A 25,967-nucleotide genomic window follows, 5' to 3' on the forward strand; every position below is an offset into this window, starting at 1 on the left:
CTCTACCATAGGACTGGCAATGCTTTTGGGGTGTGTCACTCCTTATACTACCACGAGAGTGACAAAAGAGGGTTAATTCGGAAGTACTACTTAACAATGCGGTGCAGCCGACAATTTGAGCTTTTCGTTGAGTTCGAGATGTTATTAGCGGCGGCTGACCTGTGCGGTTAGGCTTAGTTTTGGAAAAGAGTTAGAATCTCTTCCAGCGCTTCTTGCTCGCGTTTCGGGCTCTACTTACTACCCACATTCCGCACCCTGAACTGTCAAACTACGAATTTTCGGAGTTTGGCGAAATTGAACTGGCATCGCCAGTCCAATTTCCCACTTGCCTGTATAAAAAGTGACCATTTGGGTTCACAAAATTCCGCAAAAGCCGATTGTGACAGTGGAGGGTGCGGAAAGTGGGTTAGATGGATATCTCGCTAGATTGGGACAAGATTGCGGTTGGTCATTTTCGATCGCCGAGAGAATGCACCCGAACTCGAAGAACGGTTGAACACTGAGATTCATACTACTCCAAGGGGGCGATCGATTACAGTTATTCGAGGGTGAAATCCTGGTATATTATGTACTAATAGTAGATGCGATATTAACTATCTTGAATAGTGGGAGACATTGCCATATTTTGTGCTTGTTTCTGCATGAATTCAATGTCCGATCGCGACCAAGTACGGGGCCCGCTGCACTGATGAGCAATTAACAGCCCCCACAGTCCTTTGTTCGTTAAAATAGGCACAACTAAATTGGCGCGAACTTTCAGGCTACGCAGAAAATCTCGGTGGCATTGGTGAATTGGTTCTACTTCAATATCTGTAATTGCTCTAACTCTGCCGGCTTCGTACAAAGCAGCGTAGTCGCCGTTAAAACATTCGTCTGGCCCCGTTGAACCCAAGATTGAGAGTTCGATCGCACTCAACATCTCGTAAGTCACTCGACCTTGCCACTGTCTGTAAAAATAGTACAGTACGGCGCGATCGCTCTGTAAAATTTCTCGAATGTCGTAGAGGGATTTTTCAACTAATACATCGCGCTTTAGACGATCTGTCAAGCGGTTAACAATGTTTTGCAGCCGATCGCCCGACATAGTATTAACTCCTTTAATTCCTAGTACACTCGCCAGATATTAATTATTGAACTGGCACCTTCACCAGACCTCAAAATGTTGCGCTTCGGGATTTTCGCGCGCTCAAAAATGAGTAATTTTTGGCTTAACAGTTGTCTGGATGCCAGCAACATTATACTATTATTTGGACAGAGATAGCAATCTTTTTGGGCAACGGGCGATGGAGTCCCGCCCCGCAAGCTACGGCTTTTTTTGCGCGAAGAACCACCGGCGGGGCGCCTGTTCTATAAATGAAGAGAAAAGGAAGAGTTTACCAGTGCTGGGAGAATTGCTAGATATGCCTAAAGTTGGTTCCTCTTAAAAAGAGGAACTGTTAGGCTATCTCGATAGCTAGAGGAAGCATCAAATATGTCTGTGCTAGAAGCTGCTTGGAAACACGAATTTATCGCTACGAACGGCATCAAACTGCACTGTGTCACTCAAGGTTCTGGGCCACTGATGCTGATGCTGCACGGATTTCCTGAATTTTGGTATTCTTGGCGACATCAAATCCCAGAATTTGCATCAGATTATAAAGTAGTCGCTGTAGATCTCAGGGGTTACAACGACAGCGACAAACCTCAGGATCAATCTGCTTACGTGATGGCAGAGTTTGTGCAAGATGTCAAAGGCATTATTCAGGGTTTGGGATACGAAAGTTGCGTCTTAGTGGGTCACGACTGGGGAGGTGCGATCGCCTGGAATTTTGCTTATGCTTATCCCCAAATGGTGGATAAATTAATTGTGATGAATCTACCACATCCGGCAAAGTTTGCTGAAGGGTTACGCACTCCCCAACAATTGCTGAGAAGTTGGTACATCTTTTTGTTTCAGTTGCCAGTTTTGCCGGAGTTGTTAATTCAGTTGGGCGACTATCAGGCAATTTCGGCTGCTTTGGAAGGTATGGCAGTTAACAAAAGCACCTTTAGCCCCTCAGATATTGAAGCTTACAAAGATGCGGCTGCCAAACGGGGCGCTCTGACTGCTACTATCAATTATTACCGCAATATTGCTCGCGGATTTCTCGATCGCCAGAATTGGAGCGTGCTGCAAGTTCCGACGCTGATGATTTGGGGAGAAAATGATGTCGCCCTCGGCAAAGAGTTAACCTATGGAACCGCAGATTACGTCGGGGATTTTCAGATTCATTACATTCCTAATTGCAGCCACTGGGTGCAGCAGGAACAGCCGCAGTTAGTGAATCGGTACATGAGAGATTTTTTGGCAAGTAACTTCCTTGGTGTTGCACAAAGGTGAATGATTAAGAGAACAGAGGAATCCGCCCGTGTTTAAGATAGTAGATCAGCAAGCGTACTGACTTGTACAAGATGTCAACGGACTTGGAATAACACAAAGTCTTGCGGTGAAGTCGAGCCAGATAGTGCCGTAGACGACAATTTTCTCCTTCAACTCTAGTCATCCCTGTTTTGCTCCCTCTTTTGGTCACACTCATCGCTTAAACAAGCGATACACACAATAGCCGTCAGTGATAAGCTGTTGTGCCTTTAAATAGGGTCTAATAAAAATTTAGTTTAGTCAATAACTACAAAAATGCCAGCCAAAAACCATCTCAATCCCAAACAAATAGAGAAACTAAAAAAAGCCTTAAGAGAAGAATAAAAGGCAAATATCAGAGAAAGAATTATGATTTTATTATTGCTCAAGGACGGCAAAACGCAATCTAAAATCGCTGATTTTTTGGGTTGTTCAGTAAACAAGGTATCTTACTGGTGTCTCAAGGGAGACCCAGACAATCTAGAAAGTCTAATAGATGAAAGGATGAAGGGAAATCACAAAAAAGCCAAAGATAAATATATAGAAATATTATTAAAAACCCTAGAGAAATACCCTGAATAATTAGGATATAATTTGGGACGATGGACAGCGCAGAGATTAGCAACATACTTAGAGGAATCCACAGGAATAAAATTAAGTGGAGGACAAGTTCGGAGGATATTAAAGCAAAAAAAGTATGTTTACATCTGGGCTAAGGAATGAAAAAGTAATAACTTGATTAATTCCTGAGTTGAGGGATCGCTCGATAATTCCATTTGGTAAATATTCATCAAAAACAATTTTCAGATTTTTTTTAAAATCATCAGTCACCTTTCGACCAATTTCATAGATTTTATCTACCACATTTACAACTACAGATAGAGCCTTGTTAGTGTGAGTTTTTTCCATGAGACGAGACTTTTGACTAAATTTAGACTTGTAAAAATCACTCCTTGACAGGCTCTGGTTATATGAGGGAAGAGTCGATGTTCAATGGGATTGTATTTATACCAAATCCGGGTTACTTACCCCCTTTATGATGGCGAAAAAAAACTTCATTCGCTTGTGTTATTTTAAAAAATCCAACTTTGGGTAAACTTTGAACGAATACTGTCACTAAGTTCAATAAATATAGCCCGCTAGATAATTAGTAAACAAGTGAATCTATTCGCTTGACAAGCTCTCAGGCGCTCGTTAATGATTATTTAGATAAGAAGGCAAAAAAAATATCAGCTATCCTTCGCGAGGCGAGCAGTTATTGGGCCACCAATAATAATTGGTAAGATTTTTGATGGGTTCTGTCAGAGTTGTCGATAAAATTTGACAGCGTTCTTCCAGAACTGCTTCCAAGTCTTGTATTTTGTCAAAACTTTTATTGACTAATGGTTTGTCAGCCAGAGACCACAACCTTTCTGCTGGCTGAAGTTCCGGAGAGTAAAGTGGCAAATATTCTACATAAATTCCTGATGGAACCACCACTCGCTCGCTCCTATGCCAGCCGGCTCTGTCCATGACTAGCAAGATGGTTTTCGATTGTCCAGCTCCGGTTTGTTTGGCAAACTTTTCTAATACTAGATTCAGCCATTCTATATTATAGTTATTTCAAATAAAAATGAGACACTAAGTTGCACAATAAACGCGAATACTCTCATCAAGAGATGTGGCAGAATGCGAATACATTATAGCTCTCTTTAATGCACTAAAATCATGCTCAATACCATTTAAGTCAGGAGAGTATTTTGGTAAAAAAAGTATCTGATGGCCTGCTTCCTCCACCAGGAGTCTAATTGCTGTCTTACGATGAATCGGTGCATTCTCCATGATTAATATTGATGGTATTGTTAAAGATGGCAATAAATATAAAGCTAACCACCCTTCAAAACTTTCTGGATTCAAGCTGACAGTAAAGACCATAGGTGCAATGAAGTCCTTGTTTCCTTTTGTTCTTCCTGCTACTAAATTTTCTCTTTTCCCCCGTTTTCCTTGTCTATCCCCATAGACTTTTTTTCCTTTTTTGAACCAGGCATAAACATAAGCCTGAAACTCTTCAAATCCTGATTCATCAATAAATACAAGGCTTTTACTACCATGAGCTTTAATTGAATTTATTATTGTTTGGTAGTATTTTATTATTTATTTATTCTCTATTTCTTTCTCTATAACGATTTTTTTTTCTCGTAATTTTCATTTTGTTTAAGGCATAGGATATGGCACTCGCTCTCACCCCGAATTTCCTTGCTCTTTCTATTAATCTTGCTTCGGGATTTTCTTTTACATCTTTTCTGAGTGCTTCCCAGTCTATCTTTCGCTCACGGTGTTCTACCTTAGTTGCTAGGGAGGTCTTCCCTCCCTAGCCATCTGTATATTGTTGCTCTTCCTACTTTAAACAGGGCGGCGGCTTTGGTTATACCCCCTCCATTTTCCACATAATTCACTACTCTTTTTCTCAAATCTAGACTGTAAGCCATTTTTCGGCTCCGAGTTAACAATTTTTCTTGATTTTACATCATCTTGCATTTGTCTCACATTTATTTGAAATGACTATATATCGAGGACGTTGGAGTGTTGAAACTCTATTTAAAATCGTAACTAAGAACTTTGAGGGCGAAATTCAAACCTTGGGTTATCTGAAAGCTGCTTTATTTTATTTTTGCCTCGCTTTGGTTTCTTACAATATTTTAGCTGTTGTCCGAAGAACTCTCGGCAGTGTACATGGTGTCGGTAAAATTGAGTCGAGTCTTTCAGAATTATACTTGGTTGATGAAATTCAAGGCACTTATCGAGGAATGACTATAGCCTGTGAACCTGATCATTGGTCATTTATCCAGGCTTGGTCTCTATCTTAATTAGCTGATTTTTTGTTGGATTTGGCTCCCCGAGTGAATTTGAAGTCTTTCCTGAAGCAGCCACGCTCCCCCAAAAAGAAGAAACCCCCGGGGAATTGTGAACTCACGTCATCGTCATCTTTCTACAACAAGGCTTTTAGACCAGGCTCGGCAGTCACCTTGACAGGGCTAGTTTGCGAGCGCTTATTCAGCAAACCCTAAATAAGGATTTGTCAAGGGATCGACAGATGCGATGCTCAAGATCGCTCCTTCACCAGAATTGCTGCAGAGTATGGGTTGTCCGGGACGGGAACGAGTCCGGCAGCATTTTGATTGGGAACGGAAAGTCGATCGAATACTTGAAATTTATCAACAAACGATCGACGATTGCCCGAAGCATTAGGTAGCCGACCATTAAAGCATAAAGCAGCAGCTTTCAAGTTGAAAGCTGCTGCTTGGGGGTGATAAAAAAGTATGTGGCGGCCCAAAGACCCCCTCTACATCCTAGCGATCGAAAAACGGGTTAACCCGTTTGTTTGGTTAACCCGCGAGCTTGGAAACCTGCAGATCAATTAGTTTTGCACTACCAGCTTAACGTTGGCATTTTGCAAACCGCGCTGCTTGACTGCGGCCAAGGTCTTGTTAACTGCGTACTTCTGGTTGATGGAGTTGATTAACTCAGTTTGATTGTGTTTTTTGGCGACGCCCCAGAGGTCGGCAATCAGGTCAAAGGAACCATCGCTATTGCGAGACCAGCCTAGGTCATATTCGCCTTCGAGAATCGCTACGATGTCGGAGCGAACGCGCTGACCGTTATAGCCACGAACATCAGCTTCTGACTTGACTGAAATGCCCAAGTCGCGCAGTGAAGCTTTCAGGATTTCGGCATCGGTGATTTTGGTACGCAGAGTGCTAAAGTGAGACATTGGATTTCCTCCTAATAAAACTGAGAGAGAAACAACAACGGTCTGGATTTAACGGTGCCGCTGGGCGGCTCTTCAATCGAACTGCTAGCTGTTGCTAGCCTTTGCTCCTGTTTGGACCAGGAGAAAGCTTTTAGAATTCCATTCGCTGGTATTCAGCGACGGAAGACGCAGCGGGCCGTGCACGCTGTCTAGCCCAATCTCGAAGGGCGGTGACCTGTTCGGTCATTGTTTTAGACAGTGGCATTGTAGATTTAATGGCCGCGATGATGTCTAGCTGCGTAAACTCTCGATCTTGAGCGAAGGCTTCGTACATTGCGGCTACTAGCGCTTGCTCAATCTCTGCACCTGAAAAGCCCTCGGAAACATTGGAAAGTTGCTCTAAATCGAAGCGAGTAATTTCCCGACGCCGCTTTGACAGGTGAATCTTAAATATATCTTGGCGTTCTTCTTTGGTAGGCAGATCAACAAAGAAGAGTTCGTCGAATCGGCCTTTCCTCAAGAATTCTCCCGGCAACCGCTCGATTCGGTTGGCTGTTGCCATTACGAAGACTGGGGAAGTCTTTTCTTGCATCCAAGTGAGGAAGGAACCGAAAATCCGGCTGGAGGTTCCTCCGTCTGAGTCGGCCGAACCAGTGCCTCCTGCAAAGGCTTTGTCTAGTTCGTCGATGAACAGGAGGGCTGGAGAGATGGATTCTGCGGTTTTGAGGGCATTGCGGAGGTTGGCTTCCGAGCGACCCACCATCGAACCGTCGTAGACTCTACCCATATCTAGCCTCAGCAGGGGCAGTCCCCACAGGCGGGAGGTAGTCTTGGCAATCAGCGATTTTCCGCATCCCGGTACGCCCAGAATTAACATCCCTTTTGGTTGGGGCAGACCGTATTCTCTCGCCCTTTCTGTAAAGGCGTTGGAACGCTGTCTCAGCCACCGCTTCAGCTCTTCTAAACCGCCGACTGCATCCAGGGTTTCGTCTTCTTCAATGAACTCTAGAATGCCGTTGCGCCGAATTAATTGCTTTTTCTCCGAAAGAACTATGTCTACTTCTTCTTCTGTGAGGCGCCCCGTCGAAACTTGGGCTTTGCGATAAACTTTTTCAGCTTCGTCCTTGGTCAATCCCAAGGCTGCTTTTAAAAGTTTTTCTCGCGCTTCTGTGGTAATGCGTCGCGATTTCGTTTGCTCCAACTGACCAGACAATACTTGGTTGAGTTCCTTCATGTCTGGCAACGCGAAGTCTAATACCACTACTTCCTTTTCTAGCTCGATCGGAATTTGCTGCAAAGGAGACATCAGTATAATTGTCTTTTGCGTTCCTTTGAAGTTGGCGATCGCATCGCGCAACCACCTCGTTACCGGAGGAGAATCTATAAAAGGATGTAAATCTTTGAAAATGTAGATGCTAGCGTTACTGTTGGGTTCTCGCTGCCTGATCACCCATTCAATTGCTGCCTCTGGCGAGACGGTGTTGTGTTGGGTGGTGGTGCGGGGTTGACCATACTCCACAATGCCGTGAGTTACAGTCCAGATAAATACTCGTCGCTGTGGTTTTGCTTGAGCTATTGTCGAAATTGCTTGCTCACACCGCTCTTCCTCGGATGTCACGAGGTAGATCAGAGGATATTGAGCTTGGATTAGAATACTGATCTCTTCTTGCATAGTCCTCGACCCACTAGAGACGGTGCTATCTTTGCTGAATCTCACTGCTGCCCTTGGCCCTGTTACTGAAAATTTCAGTTTTAGCTTTTTGGGGAAGCAAGGCATTCTTAGCAGGGAACCAATTCTTCCTCTCCCGGTTTGGCCGTGCTGGCACTGACGCCCGACACCTGCTTTACTGGAAGATCCTGTTCAGCCAATACGCTCGGCTGACTTGTTACGGATGCCAGTTCTCCATCTCGCATTACTACTGAACCCGTGCATTCTGGACAGTTGTATACCCGATGGGTTTGTCCGTAGGAGGCTTCTACTTCGTCCACCAGTTCGGGATTTCCTAGGTAGAAGACAATTGCCCTTTCTGCAATTGATGACATCGGTTCAGTTTCGACTGCGGCTCGGATTTTGAGCTGGCGATGCAGTTCTGGTGGAAGATACAATGTAACTTTTTGCTTTTCTTGCATATGACAGTGAATTGACTTACCCGGGTATGTATATCAGATTAGCCGCTTAATTCTTTGCTGTCAAGCCTCTATGCAGCTTTAGCGTCATCTTGTAATATTTCGTTACATTTGAGGTAAATGTGGGTGTGTTAACAACGAAAAAGCTAGGGGTGTAGCTGATGAGGCCGAGGTGCTGCGGCAGGTAGGGTAGCGTCAAGGACGATCGACCAACTATAAATATGAACAATAGATATATAGGAGTAGGGCCAACAAATTCTTTGAGCCGCCATCTGGGGTAAGGTTCGCCATAAACACCCAGCCCGCTCATGAGGTTACTAACTTTGGGCGCTTTTATTTTGAAACCAAACTCCCCAAACAGTTTTTATAGCTTTAAGTGTGACAAATCCGAACGTGAAATAACCGTTTTCGGTTTTTGATCGGACTCAGGTTTAACACACCTGGACAGCGCTAGCGCTCAGCACCCTACCGTTAGACTTTTTGGATGACATTGTGTAAGCTGTTACGCACTTAATTTTTTTGCCCAAATGCTCGCTACAAGGGCTGTAGGCTGCTAAATATTAAATTTAGATGGGTGTCAGCTTATCTTTAATAGGGCAGTGCTGGGTAATATATACTTGGATGCGGACCTGCTAACCTGAAATTTTTAATTTTAGATATCAAAGAACTGACTGATGGATTTAGACCAACAGATTCAAGCATTGATCGAAAAAGCTCCGCCCGACGGTTCGACGCCACAAATCTTAAAGGCGATCGCCCCGGCACTGGTGTTAATTGCCCAACAGCTACAGCACCTCGAATACTCGATCCTGCAAGCGGTAGACCAAAGTTGGGCGATCGTGGTTTTGAGCAATCTCAAGCAACCGGGACGGGAGAAGAGGGTGATTTATGCTTGGAATAGTATTAAAGATGCGTCGCAGGCTGCGGCTGCTGGGGGCGATCGCCTCAGACCGGTGCTTTTGCCTGTCACTCACATTTTATTTCAGATGATAGCTCTGGAAGGTCTTGACAGCATTGTTTTTTTTGAAAGTCCCGGAAATCAGGAAGTCGGGACGGAAATCCCTCGCGAGCAAGTACAGAGTTTAATTAACGTTTACTTGCAACAGTATCGATCGGCTCCACCGCCGGATATTGCCTAAACAACTGAATTTTCTATTAATTGGTAACAGGGCATTAGGCATTGGGCATTCCCCATTACCAATTCCCCATTACCAATAAAGTGTAACTTTTTAACCTCTAATAAAGTCTACTCAAAACGTATTCAGCCAAATCAATCAAAGCTTGACGGGACTCTGAATGGGGCAGCGCCGCTAAGTATGCGACGGCTTTCTGTGCGTGATTTGTGGCTAGTTCTCGCGATCGCTCTATGCCTTTAGAATCTTCTACCAGTGCCAGGGCCTGCTCTAGATCTCCTTCTTGGGCAAATTCGCGTTCTATGAGAACTTCCAAGTAAGGTTTTTCTTCTAGGGCAAATAGTGCGGGTGCTGTCAGATTACCGCTTCTGAGATCCGAGCCTGCAGGTTTCCCCAAAGTTTCCGTTGAAGCGGTGAAATCTAATATATCATCTACTATTTGGAATGCCAAACCAATGTTCCGACCGTAGTTGTACAAATCGTCTGCTATTTCCGCTGAAACTTCGCTCAAACAGCCCGCTGCTTTGGAACTGTTGGCAATTAAAGACGCTGTTTTGTAATAACTTTTTTCGAGGTACGCTTCGATCGACAAGCTGGTGTCAAATCCATTGAGTCCCTGTTGAATTTCCCCCTCAGCTAAATCCATAATCACTTCTGAAAGCAGTTTGACTACTGGCAGGTTGTCGAGATTTGCCAAATGCCAGGAAGATTGAGCAAACAGAAAGTCTCCCGCCAATACTGCCACTCGGTTGTTAAACCGACTGTGAACCGTCGGCACTCCCCGCCGCAGATCCGACTCGTCCACCACGTCGTCGTGCACGAGACTAGCTGTGTGGATCATTTCCGTGATTTCAGCGAGGCGGCGGTGTTTTTCCGTGATTTCCCGATCGGGCATAGTCGCCTTGGCCATCAACAGAACGATTGCGGGTCTCACTCGTTTTCCCTTTGTGCCGAATAAGTATTCTGCAGCCGCGTACAAGATGGGATGACGGGCACCCACTAACTGTTTTAAGTTTTCTGTCAACAGTCGCAGGTCTTCTTCAACCGAGGAAAATAGGAGAGTGCTAGAGATCATGGATACGCCGACTCAAGCCGTAAAGTAACAAAATTTTACAAATCATATCTTTATTTTAAGGTAATTCTCTGCAATAGAAAAGAAAAATCTAGGCGATCGGCAGTTATTTGTCATCTGCCACCCGATGGAAGTCACCCGCCTGCCAGAGGCGAGTAGCCGGCTGCCAGAGGGGTTGCCCCTATTGTATCGAATTGTTAAGGACACTGCCAAAAAATCTCTAAATCCCAGAAACCCTGTGTTATTATGGGTATTAAGGATTTAAACAATTCTATACATTAAGTACAGCCAGACTGGCAGGTAGCTTGTAGGTGCCTGTAAGAGTTTCGTAGAGCCAGCCTTGTTAGTCGATCGCAGCCAAAATTTCTGGGACAGATTTTTAGTTCCTCGCGGCTAAAAGTTTTCAGAAGTTAAGAGTAGCGCATCTTATGTGCACGGAAGCTCAAAGCAGCTAAAGTGGATGGTTTTAGGCTGTTTAAGCATCTGTAAAGCAGTAAATCATTATTGATGACCGGGAACGCCTAAATGTTCCCGTAGGCTTGATATGGAAAAACAGCCTTCAGAACCAAGGCATGGTCTTGCGTGCTGACTTAATGTAGTAGGTCTTGAACTTGTCCTGCTCCTCCTCGTCCTTGACTTTTGGTTCTAACTATGATTTATCGCGATATTCCTCTAATTATTCCCATTCTGGCCGCCGGCTATGTAATGACTATTTATGTAGTGCTGATGTTGGCCGAACGCAGCGCTAAAATCACTCGATTGGGCGAGTAGTGCATTGCTGGGCAGCCGAAGTCGGCAGCAGCGCCCTCGCTTCACCCTTGAAAACTCGGAATACTCAATAATAACCCTGCCTTGAATGCTTGCGCGCAAAGGCAGGGTTATTATTTACAATTGCGGGCACTGTGATTTTCTGGGCTGCTAGTTACTGCAACACATAGGTACAGTTATCGATGTTCAATGCCAACAGCCTCTGAGGCAGGATATTATATTTAGTAGCAGCTTGTATCGCTCACAGCAAGTTTCATCTCAGGGAAAGCAGGCTCATGTTCCGAGAAAGCTATTAAATTATTATCAAAAATGCTGAGTTTGAAGTCGTCGGTTATGGTGCCAAAAAACGCAATATTTCTATTGTTTTATGACAATAACTTACAGGAATAAAACGGGATTTTTCTGAATAAATCAACCTGCTTTTTCAACATAAAAAATCCCGAAAATTGCACGGCAATCACCGATTTCATCAAAGGATGCTTGAATGGCTGATTCAGGCAGATAGTCTCTGTCATTTATTCACAGATTATCAATAAGATAATTTGCTAGGGAGAGACACACAAGTAATTTTTAATTATAAAAAGATTTTCGATATAACTGTATGGTATAAAAGTAAGTGCCACTCTTAATGACCCCTTAAAAATCTATTAACTTTTGATTAAAAAAACTAAAACCCAGAGTAGAAGTTGTCAGAAATTCTCAAGCTACACTGCCTAAATTGTTGTGTAATCCAGACGAACTCAAATAAGTTTCCCTAAATATGATGCAGAATGGTTTATCAATAGTCGGGACACTTTTTCTATGGCCCAATGGCTTATTCTCGCTTGACTTTGAGGCGAGCGTGGATAATTAAATCAATGTCACCTATAGCCGTGACTTGCATTTAATTCGACTTTTTTATGATGCTTGCCCTGTAAGGCTTGTAGTATCTTTCCAAAAACTGTCCGGAGTATTGGTTTATAAGCGATAGAGAATTGCCGACTTTTAAAAGTAGAGGTGAGAGCAGAAAATCAGAGCCTGCTCGTCAGTGGCAAGTGAATTACCGGGGAATTTGGCCACAAATATGTGCTCCGTTCTTTACCACACAACCCGCCGACGAAGGCAGGGGCTGGGGACGGGAGATTGTTAAAAAAAGTGTGGAAAAACATTCGGGTAAAATAGAAGTAACATCAGTTATCGGTCAAAGGATGTGTATGGTGTTAATTCCGATCGCCGTTTAGCGGGATTGCACTAAAAATCCTACCAATGTGCGACTAAAATGCAACTTTAGACTGATGTCAATTATCGATTGCGGTGAGCGTGCCGCGAGTGTAAAATTTGAAATCTAAAATGGTATTAAGTGGCGGTTTCGCCTGCATATATTCCCCTTGATTTGCCCATGTCAACAACAGTTTCTAATACCCAAAGCTTGCTAAAACAGGCGATCGACCCCAAACCACCGGTGCTACCTCCAGACACACCCTTGAAAGTCGCAATTGCTGCCATGACTCAGGCGAGTGCCAGTTGCATTTTAATCGCGTTTGAGCAGCAATTGCTCGGAATTTTTACAGAACGCGATGTTGTGAAAATAACTGCTAGCGAAATACCGCTAGCAGGGGTGGCAATTTCTGAGGTGATGACTGAAAACCCGATCGCTATTTCCCTCGATCAAGCGGGAAATATCTTCAAGGTATTGAGCATATTGCGATCGAAAAGAATCCGTCATTTACCCCTCCTAGACGAAGGTGGCAACTTGCTAGGCGCTATCACCTGCGAAAGCATCCGTCAAATCCTCAAACCGGCCGACTTGCTGAAAATGTGGCGCGCCGAAGAAATTATGACCACACAAGTAATAGTTACTTCAAGCAGCGCCTCAGTTTTAGAAGTCGCAAAACAGATGAGAAGCCAGCGCAAAAGCTGCATAGTCATTTGCACTGACAGCGACAACAAAAATCAGAAACCTGTGGGCATAATTACAGAACGCGACATTGTTAAATTCCAAGCTTCTGGACTAGATTTTGCACGTACTCCCATCACCGCCAGGATGAGTTTTCCGCTGATACCGTTGCAGGTAAAAGCCACCTTGTGGCAGGCTCACCAGTTAATGCAGCAGCACAGCATCCGGCGCTTAGTGGTGGTGGACGAGGAAGGATTTTTAGCCGGAATTGTGACTGAAATTAGCCTGCTGCAGGCTTTAGATCCGGTAGAAATGCACGCAAATGTCGAGCTTTTGCAGGAAACAGTTGCCGACAAAATTCAGGAGTTGAACAAAATGAACGAAGAATTGCAAAAAGAAGCGTTGCGGAGAACAGAAGTCGAAGAAAAATTGCGAATTTTAAATGATAATTTGGAAGAACAAATAAAACAGCGAACTTTAGAATTAATTAATGCCAACAGTCAGTTAAAAAAGGAAATACAAGACCGCACCACGGCTGAAGCTGAAGTTCGCCGCCTCAACACCGAACTCGAACAGCGAGTTCTAGACCGCACGGTTCAACTAGCAGCCAGTAACGAAGAATTGCAGCAACAAGTTAGTGGTCGGAAACTGCTAGAAGAAAAATTGCACTTTTCTGAAAGGAAAGTCCGCGCCGTTTTTGAAGCAATGACCGACATAGTTCTCGTGCTAGACAGTCAGCGGAACATAGAAATTTTGCCAACGAATGTGGCAGCGGTGTCTGAGCCTGATTGCGATATAGTCAGCTTGACTATAGAACATTTTCTTGACGATAACAACCCGGATGATTGGTGGGTGTTAGTTCAGCAAGTTTTAGAAACCGAACAAACTATCAATTTTGACTACAGCTTAACAGTTTGTGATCGCGAAATTTGGTTTTCTGCCTGCATTTCTCTATTCTCAAAAGATGCAGTCATTTGGGTTGCCCGCAACATCAACGCCCGCAAAATAGCCGAGTCAGCCCTCTGCCAAAAAAATGCAGAGTTATCTCATACCTTAGAAGAACTGAAGCGGACTCAAAAAGAACTTATTCAATCAGAAAAAATGGCAGCCCTCGGACAGTTAATTGCCGGAGTTGCTCATGAAATCAATTCTCCTTTAGGGGCGATTCGCTCTTCTGTGCAGAACATCGCCGATTTCTGGACGGAACAGTTGCAGCAGTTGCCGATATTTTTTCAACAACTATCCCCGGAACGGCGGCAGGATTTCTTTGCTTTGCTACACAAGTCCAGCCAAGAAACAGATACATTATCTAGTAAAGAAAAACGTCAGTTAAAAAAACTTTTGCAGGGGCAACTAGAATCAGAAAAAATTGACGACGCCGCCAGTCTTGCCTGTACTTTATTAGATATCGGCATCGGTAATAATATAGAACCTTTTTTACCTTTATTGAAAGACAAGCAAAGTCGAAACATTGTACAAACCGCCTACCAATTTGCTACGGTACAAAAAAGCACTAAAAATATTGCAACTGCTACAGATAGGGCCGCCAAAATTGTTTTTGCTTTAAAAAGCTACTCTCGTTACGACCAGTCGGGTTCCAAAGTAATCTCTAATATTACCGACGGTATTGATACTGTTTTAACGCTTTACCACTACCAAATCAAACACGGTGTGGAAGTAGTCAGAAACTATGGTACTAATTTGCCCTCTGTGCTATGCTATCCTGATGAACTCAATCAAGTTTGGACAAATTTGGTTCACAATGCTTTACAAGCGATGGGCAACAAAGGCGTGTTAAAAATTGATGTCAAACACCAAGCGAACGCAATATCAGTCAGTATTACCGACAGTGGTCCCGGCATTCCTCCAGAGATTATGCCGAGAATTTTTGAGCCGTTTTTCACAACTAAACCTCCAGGGGAAGGCAGCGGTTTGGGATTAGATATAGTTCAAAAAATTATGGAAAAACACCAAGGTGAACTGCAAGTAGAAAGCGTGCCTGGCCAAACAAAATTTACTATATCCTTGCCAGTCGGAATCCCTTGATAGCAATAAAAAAAAGAGGGAAATGCCCCTATTTTTAAAATTTAATAGCAGTAAAGTTTTATGTCTAAACCAGTAATTTTGTGCGTTGACGATGAAGTTGTGGTCTTAAATAGTTTAAAAATTCAACTTAAAAAAGAATTTGGGGATGCTTACCTCTATGAAGTAGCAGAAAATGCAGAGGAAGCTCTGGAAATTATGGAGGAAATTCAAAACGAAGATGAGAGTGATATTTTAGTCATAGTATCTGACTGGTTAATGCCAGGGATTAAAGGAGATGATTTTTTGATTATGGTTCACCACAAATATCCTAAAATTGTGAAAGTTATGCTGACCGGGCAAGCAGACGAAGTAGCAATAGCACGGGTGAAAGAGCAAGCAAACTTGCACCGTTGTTTGTACAAGCCGTGGGAACGCAAAGAATTAGTAGAAACTATAAAATCTGGTTTGACAAAAATATGAACAATAAACCTGTGATTATTTGTGTGGATGACGAACCAATAATTCTTGAAAGTTTGAAAATTGAGTTAAAAAAAACCCTGGGCGAAGAACACTTATTAGAAACCGCTGAAGGTGGCGAAGATGCTTTAGAGTTAATCGAGGAATTACTGGCAGAGGGGTGCGAAATCGTAGCAGTGATTTCCGACTATCTGATGCCGAATATCAAAGGGGACGAATTGCTCAAGCAGATTCACATAATTTCGCCAAAAACTATCAAAATTATGCTGACGGGGCAAGCAGACCTAGAAGCAGTGGCGAATACTATTAAATATGCTAAATTGTACCGATATATATCGAAGCCTTGGCAGTCCGAAGATTTGAAGTTGACGGTAAAAGAAGCGATTAACAGCTATTTTAGGGAGAAGCAATTAGCGCAACAAAATGCTCAACTCCAAAAGCTAAATCAAGAGCTGGAAACTTTAGTCGAGGAGCGGACTGCACAACTGCGGTTGTCTGAGGAAAAGTTTGCTAAAGCTTTTCGTTCTTCTCCCAACCCGATTACTATTACCAGATTTAATGACGGTCGTTATTTAGAAATTAATGAGGCTTTTTGCCAGACAATCGGTTATTCGGCTGCAGAAATTATCGATCGCACGGCGCTTGATTTGAATCTTTGGGAAAATATACAAGCCCGCGCCGAGTTGTTTAAAATGTTAGATGAAAAACAAATTATTCTCAACTACGAATTTGATTTTCGCACTAAAACAGGGGAAATCCGAACCGGGCTGCTGTCAGCAGAAATCATTGATATTCATGGCGAAACCTGCGTGATTTCTGTGATTCAAGATATTAGCGATCGCAAATTAGCCGAAGAAAAACTCCGAGCTGTAGCGGCTTCTTTAGCAGCAGCGCAAAGAATCGCCCGTGTCGGTAATTGGGAATGCGATTTATCGGCAAACACAACTACTTGGTCGGAAGAACTATCTCGGATTTTTGGGATCGATCCAACCCAGCCTGCGCCAACACTAACTGAGTTTTCGCAATACGTGCATCCCGACGATCGACAAAAGTGGCAAACAACGATCGACACTGCTATTGCTAGCGGGCAATCTTACAGTTTGGAATATCGAATTCTGCGCCCGGAACCGAAAATTGCTGCAGATAATTGCCCGTCACAAATAAGTGAAGCCGGCTTCATCCGCTACATTGAAGCCAGAGGAGAAGTAGTTGTCAACCAACAAGGTCAAGTGACAAAACTCTTCACAACTTTGATGGACATTACCCCACGCAAGCTGGCAGAAATAGCCCTTGCAGAGAGCGAAGAAAAATACCGTCATTTAGTTGAAACTTCCCAAGATATTATCTGGTCTTGCAATGCTCAAGGACACATTACTTTTGTCAACCAAGCAGTTAAACAAATATACGGTTACGAGCCTGAAGAAATGCTCGGCTGTTCTTTTAGCGATTTCTTAGCCCCAGGAGAAATAGATTGGAAATGGGAACTTCAGCAGCGCTTGCTGACGGGAAAAACTGTGTTTCAGTACGAAAATATAGTATTAGGAAAAGACGGCAGAAAGATTGATGTAAATACCAAGGCGATCGCGCGCATGGACGCTGAAGGAAACATCATCGGCACCACAGGCACTGCTAGCGATATTACCGAACGCAAACAAGCTGAAATAGTCCTGCAAAAAGCTAAAGAAGAAGCCGACAGAGCGAACAGGGCAAAAAGCGAATTTCTCTCGAATATGAGCCACGAATTGCGAACTCCCCTCAACGCAATTCTCGGTTTTAGCCAACTGCTAGCCCGCGACCCAGACCTCGATGCCGACCAACAGCAATACTTAGGAATTATTACCCAGAGCGGGGAACATTTGCTCGTTTTGATCAACAATATTCTGCAAATGTCAAAAATTGAAGTCGGGCTGGTGACACTTAATAACAGCACCTTCGACTTGCACAAAATGCTAACTAATACTGAAAATATGCTGAAGCTGCAAGCCGAGAAAAAAGGGTTGCAGTTAATTTTTGATTGCCCCCCAGATCTACCTCAATATATAGAAACTGACGAAAGCAAGTTGCGACAAGTCTTGATCAATGTTGTAGGTAATGCTATTAAATTTACTGCGGAAGGGGGTGTTAATTTGAGACTAAAACATGAGCTGCTAAGCAACAAAAATTCCCCCGAATTTCGGCGAAATGAAAGTTGCTATTTGCTATTTGAAGTGGAAGACACTGGTTCAGGAATTTCTGCGGAAGAAATGGATAATTTGTTTAAACCTTTCGCACAAACAGAAAGCGGGAAAAAAGCTCAAGAAGGAACAGGTTTGGGCTTGCCAATCAGCAAGCAGTTCGTTAAGTTAATGGGAGGGAAGATGACGGTAACAAGCACCCTCGGTCGCGGCAGCATTTTTAGGTTTGATGTTAAAGTTTGGCTCCCTAATGCAGTGGAAATTCAGGTGGCTCAAACAGCTCGCCGAGTGGTGGGTCTGGAACCCGGACAGCCAGAATACCGGATTTTAGCTGTTGACGATCGCCTGGAAAGCCGCTTGCTGTTGGTCAGAATGCTGACATCGCTCGGCTTTGCGGTGCAGGAAGCTGAAAATGGCGTTCAAGCTGTGGAAATGTGGTCGAGTTGGGAACCTCATTTGATTTGGATGGATATGCGGATGCCGGTGATGGACGGTTACGAAGCTACTAAACAGATTAAAGCGCATTTGAAAGGTCAAGCAACGGTGATTATTGCTCTGACTGCAAGTGCTTTTGATGAGGAGCGATCACTGATTTTGTCTGCTGGTTGCGATGATTTTGTAGCGAAGCCTTTTCGGGAGCAAGTGATTCTGGAAAAAATGGCTAAGTATCTGGGAGTCCGCTATGTTTACGATCGAGAAGCTTCGCTAACTTCTGATGCTGCGGTGTCCGCCGAGGTTTCCACGGCAACTGAAACGGCTGATTTGGCTTTTACGCTCAATACTTCATTTTTGGAAGCTATGCCTGCTGAATGGATTGATGAATTGTATTCTGCGGCGGATGCGGTTGATAACGAGGAGATTTTTCGGCTGTTGTCGATTCCTCCTATTAATGCGAGTTTCCGCAGCGCGATCGCCGATTTGGCGAATAACTTCCGGTGCGATCGGATTCTCGATTTGATTGACGAGTTTAGAAATTGTTGAAGGATGAAATAACAAGGGATAATAGGGGCAGGTTCAGGATTATTGATGATGTAGGTCGATCGCCTATTTGTAAACTCGCCTGCGGCCGATAGACTAATTTACTTGTAGGCCAGCTCCACACCCTGGTAATCATCAGTCATTCCCCATTCTTTAAGGTCAAATCTCCAATCTTAACTAGGATAAGTTCTGTAAATATAAAAGGAGTTGATTGAGGAGAGAGTGCTATAATGATTATTTAACCAGTTTTCATAATTTCACCACTTCTTAAATTAACAAAAAATAGCGCTCGATGACCAACAATCAAATAGAAGAAAATAAAGGCAACATATTAATTGTTGACGATACTCCAGAAAATTTGCAAGTTTTATCAGCAACGCTGTCTGATCGAGGCTACAAAGTCCGCGGCGTAATTAACGGCAAAATGGCAATCAGGGCCGCGCGATCTGGTTCTCCCGATTTGATTTTGCTCGACATCAAAATGCCCGAAATGGACGGCTACGAAGTCTGCACACAGCTCAAGGAAGATCCGAAGACATCCGACATTCCCGTTATTTTTATCAGCGCTTTAGATGAAGTATTGGACAAACTAACCGCCTTTCAAGTGGGAGGGGTTGATTATGTCACAAAACCGTTTCATGTAGCAGAAGTTTTAGCGCGAATCGAACACCAACTGACTATCCAGAGACTGAAAAAACAATTGCTCGATCGCAATAAAGAACTGCAAGAAGAAATAATTGAACGCAAAAAAGCCGAAGAAGAAGCGGCCGCTGCTTCGCTAGCAAAAAGTCAATTCGTTGCCAACATGAGCCACGAATTGCGGACTCCCCTGAACGCCATCTTGGGTTTTACTCAAGTCATGAGCCGCGACTCTTTGCTCAGCCACGAAAATCTCGAAAATCTCCGAATTATTAATCGCAGCGGTCAACATTTGCTGGAACTAATTAACGATGTTTTAGACTTGTCGAAAATAGAAGCAGGGATAATTGGCTTAGATCAACGCAGCTTTGACCTCTATCAACTCCTCGACACTCTCGAAGAAATGTTTCAAATCAAAGCTGAAACAAAAAAAATGCAACTGAGATTTTCGGTCCAGGCAAATGTTCCCCAATATATAAAAACTGACGAAAAAAAGCTGCGCGTTTGCTTAATTAACCTGCTGGCAAATGCCATGAAATTCACTCACGACGGGGGCCGTATTTGGCTGCGCGTGAGCGTGGAAAGCAACCAGCCACAGCCTGCAGAATCGGAAATTCATCCTAACTCTACCTCAGTCGATCCCTTGTTAATTTTGTTTGAAGTTGAAGATACGGGTGTTGGCATAGCAACAGCAGAAATTGATACTTTATTTGATGCTTTCGTGCAAACACAAGTCGGGAGAAAAGCTGCTGATGGTACGGGATTGGGTTTGACAATTACTAAAAAATATGTGCAGATAATGGGTGGGGATATTTGGGTGAAAAGTGTTTTAGGTGAGGGAAGCAGTTTTAAATTTAATATCCGAGTATTTGCCGCTATTTCGTCTGAAATAACAATGGCGACATTGCAGCGGGTGATCGGACTAGAAGCAGATCAACCGGTTTATCGGATTTTAGCAGTTGACGACAATCAAGAAAATCGGCTGCTGCTGGTTAAAATGTTGCAACCAATTGGTTTTGAAGTCCGAGAAGCGGAAAATGGCTACCAAGCGGTTGAACTTTGGGAAACTTGGCAGCCTCATTTAATTTGGCTGGATACGCGAATGCCAGTAATGGACGGTTTTGAAGCTGTCCGAAAAATTAGAGCGAAAGAGAAAGAAAATCAGTGGCGAACTATAATTATTGCTCTGACTGCTAGCACTTTTGAGGAAAAAAAAGGCGAAATTATCGCCGCAGGTTGCGACGATTTTGTGCGGAAACCTTTTCAAGAACAAATCCTTTTTGATAAGATGGCTTGCTACTTGGGAGTGCGCTATCTTTATCAAGAGTTGCCCCGACTCCCTATCGGGGCTTTACGGCGTTATTGTGTGAACGAAAAACCCGATTCATTTTTCGGAGGGCTGCTGGATCAGATGCCTCAAAGCTGGGTGAAGGAACTCTATGACGCAGCTAATGATGTTAATGAAGAGCTGGCGATTCAACTTGTCGATCGCATCTGGGAAAGTCATCCAACTTTAGCTGAGGCTTTAAAAGATTTGCTTGCCGATTACCGACTCGACAAGATAATGGATTTAACTCAATCGAGTTTAAAATAAATGGATAATAGCGAAATTAAAGTATTGGTGGTTGATGACCAACCAAGCAATCTGCGGTTCTTATCCAAACTGCTAACCTCCCAGGGGTATCAAGTTTATCGAGCTATTTGCGGTCAACTGGCGTTGAATGTTGCGATCACCCATTGCCCAGATTTAATTTTGCTCGACATTAGAATGCCGGAAATGAACGGTTATGAAGTTTGTCGGAGACTGAAAGCGACACCAGAAACTGAACAAATTCCGGTAATTTTTTTAAGCGTATTAGATGAAATGAACGATAAGCTACAAGCTTTTCGAGTAGGAGGCGCCGATTATATTACTAAACCATTTCAAGTAGAAGAAGTTTTAGCGCGCATCGACAAGCAAGTCCGATTGCAAAAACTGCAACAGCAGTTAAAAGAACAAAATTATCAACTGCAACAGTCACAGTCGCTGCTGGCTAGCATATTAAATAGTTCCTTAGACTGTGTGGTGGCTTATTCTGCTGTCCGCAACACTGAGGAAAATATTGTAGATTTCCAGTGGCTCTTAATCAACCCTGCCGCTGAAAAATTTTATGGTCTGCTATTACATGAGATAGTTGGCAAGAATTTGTTAGCCAAAGTTTCACAGGTTAGCAATAAAAGGTTATTTGATTTGTATGTTTCTGTAGTAGAAACAGGAGAAACTGTAGACCAAGAATTTTATTACGAACACGAGGGTGATACAATTGTTTGGCTGCACATTGTGGCGGTCAAATTAAATGATGGTCTGGCAGTAACATTTCGTAACATTACCGAGCGCAAACGAGCAGAAATTGCCCTACGAGACAGCGAAGAACGCTTCCGCGCGATATTTGAGCAAGCTGCGGTCGGCATAGCTAAAACCGCGCTTTGTGGTAAATTTATGCGGGTAAATCCCGGCTTTTGTCAAATTGTCCGTTATGGACAATCCGAATTGTTACAGCAAAATTGGGAGGCAATTACTCACCCAGATGACAGAGAAGCGGACAGAGAATACCTGCGCTCGCTGTTATCCGGGAAGATTCAAACTTTTTCTGTGGAAAAGCGTTTGCTATGCAAAGATGAGGCAGTGCGCTGGGCAAATGTTACGGTTTCGGCAATGCGCGATGTCAAGGGGACGCTGCAGTATTTGATTTGTGCGATCGAGGATATTTCCGAACGCAAGCTGGTACAAGAATTACTGCAAGAGAGTTTAGACACTCAAACCCGCTACGCTCAAGAATTAACTCGTTCTAATGCCGAACTAGAACAGTTTGCTTACGTGGCTTCTCACGATTTGCAAGCGCCTTTGAGCACGATTGCTGGCTACGCTCAACTATTAGAAAAACGCTTTCCCAACCAACTTGATGCCCAAGGGAATAAATTTATCCGCAATATTGTTCAGTCTTGCGAGCGGATGCAGGCGCTGATTGATGACTTGCTGGAGTATTCGCGGGTCGGTCGCAGTCAGAAACCTTTTGAGATGATAGATTGCAATCGGGTTTTTGAGGATGCTTGTGCTAATTTGCATTTGGCCATCCGCGAGAATCAAGCTTCAGTGACTAGGGGGAATTTGCCAAGGATAAAAGGTGACTCTTTTCAACTGCTGCAACTGTTTCAAAATTTAATTGGTAACGCCATTAAGTACCGCAGCAGTGAGGCGCCGGTGGTGCAGGTGGACGCTTCGCATCAGGGGGAGAGCTGGGTGTTTTCAGTGCAGGATAATGGTATTGGGATTGCCTCACAGTACCATCCGCGAATTTTTCAGATTTTTCAGCGCTTGCACACCCAAAAACAGTATTCGGGAACTGGTATCGGTTTAGCGATTTGTCAAAGAATTGTCGATCGGCACGGTGGCAGCCTGTGGGTAGAATCAGAACCCAATCGAGGCTCGACTTTTTATTTTTCTATTCCTATACCAAAGTGAAGTCAGCAGTCCGCCTGAAGCAGTCAATCAATTTTAGATTTTAGAATTTAGATTTTAGAATTGAAGAAAGCGACCTTACTGATAAATCCAGGGGCTTGTGATCAGGATTGGGAGCTTTTTTCTCGATCCACGGATGAATCCGGGCGCTTGTCACTAAATTGCTTGATTGTCACCCGTCCTTTACTTAAGCTTTAAATAGCTTTATCTTTTCTTTACAAAAATGCTTATAAAGTGTAGCATATTCACTGATGACATCGAGCGATAAATCTATCAATATAAATCTAGTAGCTCTATCCTTATACAACTTATAAATCAGCGGTGCGCGCAAGACTTGTTAATTTTTTTCAACTGTATCCAGAGCATCTTGCTTTGGGATGCAATACTTTCCCTAGTAGTTCGCGGAGAAGGATTTGTGATGTGTTTGCAGTTGGCCGGTTCTCGGACAGACTGCCAAGTGAAACAAGCATGATTCGCAAACCTTTGCAAATGGAGAAAAACGGTAAATTACAGCTACACAATTTCAGTGTTATCAGCCAGATTTACCGGATGATGGCAAGAGATTCTTTGCAGGTAGTCAGACACGGCTCAAAGTCCCGCAACCTCACAAAAGAATTTGGTAGTGAGGCAAAGCCGTGAATTATCAAAAGAAAAAATTTACTCTTTTAATAGCAAACGATGACGAGGACACGCGCTTTTTGGTGAAGGAAGCACTGAGAGAAGTTCGATTAGCAATTACGAGCGAATTTGTGGAAAATGGAGAACAAGTGCTAGACTACTTGTACCGTCGCGGTCAATATCTTGGTAGCAGCAATTGGCATCAGCCAGACTTGATACTTTTGGATCTGAATATGCCGAGGCTGGACGGGCGAGAAACACTAACTTCGATCAGATCTGACCCCCATTTGCAACAAATTCCAGTTGTAATGCTCACAACTTCCCACCGCAGAGGAGATATTTTGCTTTGCTACCGCTTGGGAGCCAATTCTTTCATATCCAAACCAGTCACTTTTGAAGGCTTGCTTGAAGTAATGAAGACTTTATGTGAGTATTGGTTTGAAATCGTTTCACTCCCGCCGGATATGTAAGCATTAATGGAGCGCTAAATGCCTAGTTTGAGTGTATAGTGAATTTAATAAGCCGAAATATTGGCTTATCGCAAGTATCGCTCTCAAAACAAAAAAGTTGCCTTCGACGCGCTCCGAACGCTATAGTTGTGTTAACACGTCACCAATGTCTGAAAATTTTGTTGGTTGAGGATGACCTCGGAGCTCCGACAATGATCGAAGACCTTCTAGGGTCATTCAGCGAGTCTCTATTTCTCCTCCAAACTGTTACGTCTCTGGAGAGAGGAGTCGGGTGTCTGGAGGTAGAAAAGTTTGACGCCGTACTATTAGATTTGTCAGTGTCAGACAGCTTGAGGGGAAGCGAGGCGATCGCAGTTTTGAAAGGGCGATGGCCCACATTGCCAATTGTGGTGCTGACAGATATCAGCGATGAAAATATTGCCCGGTCGGTATTGCGCTGGGGCGCTCAAGATTGTTTGGTAAAGGGAAGATTTCACAGAACTCTGCTGGTGCGGGCAATCCATTACGCGATCGAACGCCAGCAAATCGAAGAACAATTGCGGCAGCAGGCTCTGCGACAGCGGCTGTTGGGCAAAATGATCGAACATATTCGATCGTCAATAGATCCGGCAAGCATTCTCCAAAGTACCGTTGCAGAAGTGCGCCAATTTCTCCAAACAGACCGCGTTTTAATTTATCGGTGTCAGGATTGGGTGTCTCAATTGGACGGGGAAGAGCAAAAAGGTGCGATCGTCGCAGGTGACGGTTTGCCAGAAGGTTATATTCAAAACCAAAATATTAGTGCTGCTTTGGCGGTGTCATGCTTTATTTTAGTCGAATCCCAGTCGGTACAAGCAATAGCAGATGTCAGCACTGCCCCCTTGGCTGGCAGTTGCAAAGAATTGTTGACAGATTGTGAAATTGCAGCAGTTATAAGCGTACCAATTTGGCAATCAGGCGACTGGGAAACGGCAAAAGAAACACCAGAAGCCACTGTTTGGGAAGTCGAGAACAATCAAGATGCAGCGGAAAATTATATCTGGCACCACGCGAGTGGAAAACCGCAGGCGCACAGTAAAAATTTGCCGGATTCGATCGCAGAAAATGGCAATAGTTTGTGGGGAATGTTGACAGCATACAATTGCTGCGGTGTCAGGGAATGGCAGCAGTGGGAAATAGATTTTTTACAGCACTTGGCAAATCAAGTGGCGATCGCGATCGAACAATCTCAACTTTACCGCAAGCTAGCAATAGCCAATCAAAAATTGCAGCAACTGGCAACTACTGACGGACTGACTGGCATTGCCAATCGCCGCCAGTTCGATCGGGTTTTGAACTTAGAGTGGCGCAGATTGGCAAGAGAGAAACTGTCGCTGTCTTTAATTATGTTGGACATCGACTTTTTTAAACTTTACAACGAGTTTTATGGGCACCTCGGCGGGGACGATTGTTTGCGCCAAGTTGCCGGGGCGATCGCCAGCGCCACCAAGCGGGCTGGGGATTTGACTGCCCGCTACGGTGGCGAAGAATTTGCCCTAGTGCTGCCCAACACTAGCGCCGAAGGGGCAAACGCTGTCGCCCGGAAAATTTGCGACGGCATCGCCAGCTTGAAACTGCCCCACGCGCGATCGTCGATCGGCCCCTACGTTACCCTCAGTTGCGGCATTGCGACAGCGATTCCTTCTGCCCAGGAATCTCCGAACACCCTAATTCGCAGCGCTGACAGCGCCCTTTTTCAAGCCAAAACCGAAGGCAAAAATCGCATTTGTCACGCCAGCAGTAACTCGGAATCTTCCCCGATTTTTATGTAAAAGTTGAAGGTAATTTGTAATTTGTCATATCGTGTTTAATTTTTAATTCACAACTCCTAACTCATATTGTTGACCTTTGTATCAGAATAATTATTTTCTGAGTGCACTGCCCGTGGGATGCAATCGAGTGACATGGAGTAATATTATGTCCGGTCGATTAACCATGATTAAACTTTTGCCTCCGGCCACCAATAGAAATGAGTCAAACCACTGA

At 43.8% G+C, this 25,967-nt stretch carries 22 protein-coding genes and 3 pseudogenes; 14 read left to right on the plus strand and 11 right to left on the minus strand.

What is annotated here, in order from left to right:
* Positions 1-340: 340 nt before the first annotated feature.
* Positions 341-496 carry a hypothetical protein gene (locus QUB25_RS27225; protein WP_333188204.1) on the plus strand — a complete coding sequence of 52 codons (156 nt, stop codon included), beginning with the start codon at positions 341-343 and terminating at the stop codon, positions 494-496.
* A gap of 93 nt (positions 497-589) precedes the next feature.
* Here the strand turns inward: QUB25_RS27225 and QUB25_RS27230 are convergent, their stop codons facing one another.
* Entirely contained in the window at positions 590-1,084 is a 495-nt protein-coding gene (locus tag QUB25_RS27230) for a GAF domain-containing protein (RefSeq protein ID WP_333188208.1), read from the minus strand.
* Positions 1,085-1,471: 387 nt separating this feature from the next.
* Between QUB25_RS27230 and QUB25_RS27235 the strand changes: the two genes are divergently transcribed.
* Complete coding sequence (locus tag QUB25_RS27235) at positions 1,472-2,359, plus strand: alpha/beta hydrolase (protein WP_333188210.1); 888 nt, start codon at positions 1,472-1,474, stop codon at positions 2,357-2,359.
* 4 nt (positions 2,360-2,363) lie between these two features.
* Here QUB25_RS27235 and QUB25_RS27240 read toward each other — a convergent pair.
* Positions 2,364-2,534, minus strand: a pseudogene (locus QUB25_RS27240) (IS1 family transposase); the annotation flags it as partial.
* Between the two features lie 119 nt (positions 2,535-2,653).
* Here QUB25_RS27240 and QUB25_RS27245 point away from each other — a divergent pair.
* Positions 2,654-3,094: pseudogene (locus QUB25_RS27245) on the plus strand (helix-turn-helix domain-containing protein); the annotation flags it as partial.
* On the opposite strand, the gene QUB25_RS27250 reads toward QUB25_RS27245, so the two are convergent.
* From QUB25_RS27250 to QUB25_RS27260, 4 genes and pseudogenes are all read right to left on the minus strand, one after another.
* On the minus strand, positions 3,059-3,286 hold the full coding sequence (locus QUB25_RS27250) for a hypothetical protein (protein ID WP_333188243.1): 228 nt from the start codon (positions 3,284-3,286) through the stop codon (positions 3,059-3,061). The pseudogene QUB25_RS27245 and the gene QUB25_RS27250 sit on opposite strands and share 36 nt — an antisense overlap.
* The gene (locus QUB25_RS29930; RefSeq protein WP_445251989.1) at positions 3,250-3,393 is read right to left on the minus strand and encodes an ISAzo13-like element transposase-related protein; all 144 of its coding nucleotides are present in this window, start codon (positions 3,391-3,393) and stop codon (positions 3,250-3,252) included. Before QUB25_RS29930 ends, QUB25_RS27250 begins: the two co-directional genes overlap by 37 nt.
* 217 nt (positions 3,394-3,610) lie before the next feature.
* Positions 3,611-3,967, minus strand: coding sequence for a transposase (locus QUB25_RS27255; RefSeq protein ID WP_333188240.1), 357 nt, complete (start codon positions 3,965-3,967; stop codon positions 3,611-3,613).
* Between the two features lie 30 nt (positions 3,968-3,997).
* A pseudogene (locus tag QUB25_RS27260) lies at positions 3,998-4,845 on the minus strand (IS630 family transposase).
* Between the two features lie 69 nt (positions 4,846-4,914).
* Between QUB25_RS27260 and QUB25_RS27265 the strand changes: the two are divergent.
* A complete protein-coding gene (locus QUB25_RS27265) occupies positions 4,915-5,223 on the plus strand; it encodes a hypothetical protein (RefSeq protein WP_333188213.1) in 309 nt (102 codons plus the stop codon).
* A 236-nt stretch (positions 5,224-5,459) separates the two neighbouring features.
* Here QUB25_RS27265 and QUB25_RS27270 read toward each other — a convergent pair whose 3' ends face one another.
* From QUB25_RS27270 to QUB25_RS27285, 4 genes are all read right to left on the minus strand, one after another.
* Positions 5,460-5,690 carry a hypothetical protein gene (locus QUB25_RS27270; protein WP_333188216.1) on the minus strand — a complete coding sequence of 77 codons (231 nt, stop codon included), beginning with the start codon at positions 5,688-5,690 and terminating at the stop codon, positions 5,460-5,462.
* 84 nt (positions 5,691-5,774) lie between these two features.
* Positions 5,775-6,128, minus strand: a complete 354-nt coding sequence (locus QUB25_RS27275; protein ID WP_006635781.1) for a DUF1257 domain-containing protein — start codon at positions 6,126-6,128, stop codon at positions 5,775-5,777.
* 130 nt (positions 6,129-6,258) lie between these two features.
* Complete coding sequence (ycf46, locus tag QUB25_RS27280) at positions 6,259-7,779, minus strand: stress-responsive protein Ycf46 (protein WP_006635782.1); 1,521 nt, start codon at positions 7,777-7,779, stop codon at positions 6,259-6,261.
* A 107-nt stretch (positions 7,780-7,886) separates the two neighbouring features.
* Entirely contained in the window at positions 7,887-8,237 is a 351-nt protein-coding gene (locus QUB25_RS27285; RefSeq protein WP_006635783.1) for a hypothetical protein, read from the minus strand.
* Positions 8,238-8,908: 671 nt separating this feature from the next.
* Between QUB25_RS27285 and QUB25_RS27290 the strand changes: the two genes are divergently transcribed.
* Positions 8,909-9,373, plus strand: a complete 465-nt coding sequence (locus tag QUB25_RS27290) for a hypothetical protein (RefSeq protein ID WP_333140081.1) — start codon at positions 8,909-8,911, stop codon at positions 9,371-9,373.
* 97 nt (positions 9,374-9,470) lie between these two features.
* Here the strand turns inward: QUB25_RS27290 and sds are convergent, their stop codons facing one another.
* On the minus strand, positions 9,471-10,442 hold the full coding sequence (gene sds / locus QUB25_RS27295; protein ID WP_333188221.1) for a solanesyl diphosphate synthase: 972 nt from the start codon (positions 10,440-10,442) through the stop codon (positions 9,471-9,473).
* 1,739 nt (positions 10,443-12,181) lie between these two features.
* Between sds and QUB25_RS27300 the strand changes: the two genes are divergently transcribed.
* The 9 genes from QUB25_RS27300 (at position 12,182) to QUB25_RS27340 (ending at position 25,753) form a co-directional block, all read left to right on the plus strand.
* Positions 12,182-12,427, plus strand: a complete 246-nt coding sequence (locus QUB25_RS27300) for a hypothetical protein (protein ID WP_333061634.1) — start codon at positions 12,182-12,184, stop codon at positions 12,425-12,427.
* 158 nt (positions 12,428-12,585) lie between these two features.
* On the plus strand, positions 12,586-15,129 hold the full coding sequence (locus QUB25_RS27305) for a CBS domain-containing protein (protein ID WP_333188225.1): 2,544 nt from the start codon (positions 12,586-12,588) through the stop codon (positions 15,127-15,129).
* Between the two features lie 60 nt (positions 15,130-15,189).
* Positions 15,190-15,588, plus strand: coding sequence for a response regulator (locus QUB25_RS27310; protein WP_333041397.1), 399 nt, complete (start codon positions 15,190-15,192; stop codon positions 15,586-15,588).
* Positions 15,585-18,740, plus strand: a complete 3,156-nt coding sequence (locus QUB25_RS27315; RefSeq protein ID WP_333188227.1) for a PAS domain S-box protein — start codon at positions 15,585-15,587, stop codon at positions 18,738-18,740. Before QUB25_RS27310 ends, QUB25_RS27315 begins: the two co-directional genes overlap by 4 nt.
* 289 nt (positions 18,741-19,029) lie before the next feature.
* The gene (locus tag QUB25_RS27320; protein ID WP_333188230.1) at positions 19,030-20,970 is read left to right on the plus strand and encodes a response regulator; all 1,941 of its coding nucleotides are present in this window, start codon (positions 19,030-19,032) and stop codon (positions 20,968-20,970) included.
* Positions 20,971-22,878: a PAS domain S-box protein gene (locus QUB25_RS27325; RefSeq protein WP_333188232.1), complete on the plus strand. Its 1,908-nt coding sequence runs from the start codon at positions 20,971-20,973 to the stop codon at positions 22,876-22,878.
* Between the two features lie 465 nt (positions 22,879-23,343).
* Positions 23,344-23,514: a hypothetical protein gene (locus tag QUB25_RS27330; RefSeq protein WP_333061642.1), complete on the plus strand. Its 171-nt coding sequence runs from the start codon at positions 23,344-23,346 to the stop codon at positions 23,512-23,514.
* Positions 23,511-23,963, plus strand: coding sequence for a response regulator (locus QUB25_RS27335; RefSeq protein WP_333188234.1), 453 nt, complete (start codon positions 23,511-23,513; stop codon positions 23,961-23,963). Before QUB25_RS27330 ends, QUB25_RS27335 begins: the two co-directional genes overlap by 4 nt.
* 128 nt (positions 23,964-24,091) lie before the next feature.
* The gene (locus tag QUB25_RS27340) at positions 24,092-25,753 is read left to right on the plus strand and encodes a diguanylate cyclase domain-containing protein (protein ID WP_333188237.1); all 1,662 of its coding nucleotides are present in this window, start codon (positions 24,092-24,094) and stop codon (positions 25,751-25,753) included.
* The last annotated feature ends 214 nt before the right edge of the window (positions 25,754-25,967 follow it).

It is taken from the genome of Microcoleus sp. B3-D7 (assembly GCF_036705305.1).
In the GTDB taxonomy this organism is placed as follows: Bacteria; Cyanobacteriota; Cyanobacteriia; order Cyanobacteriales; family Microcoleaceae; genus Microcoleus.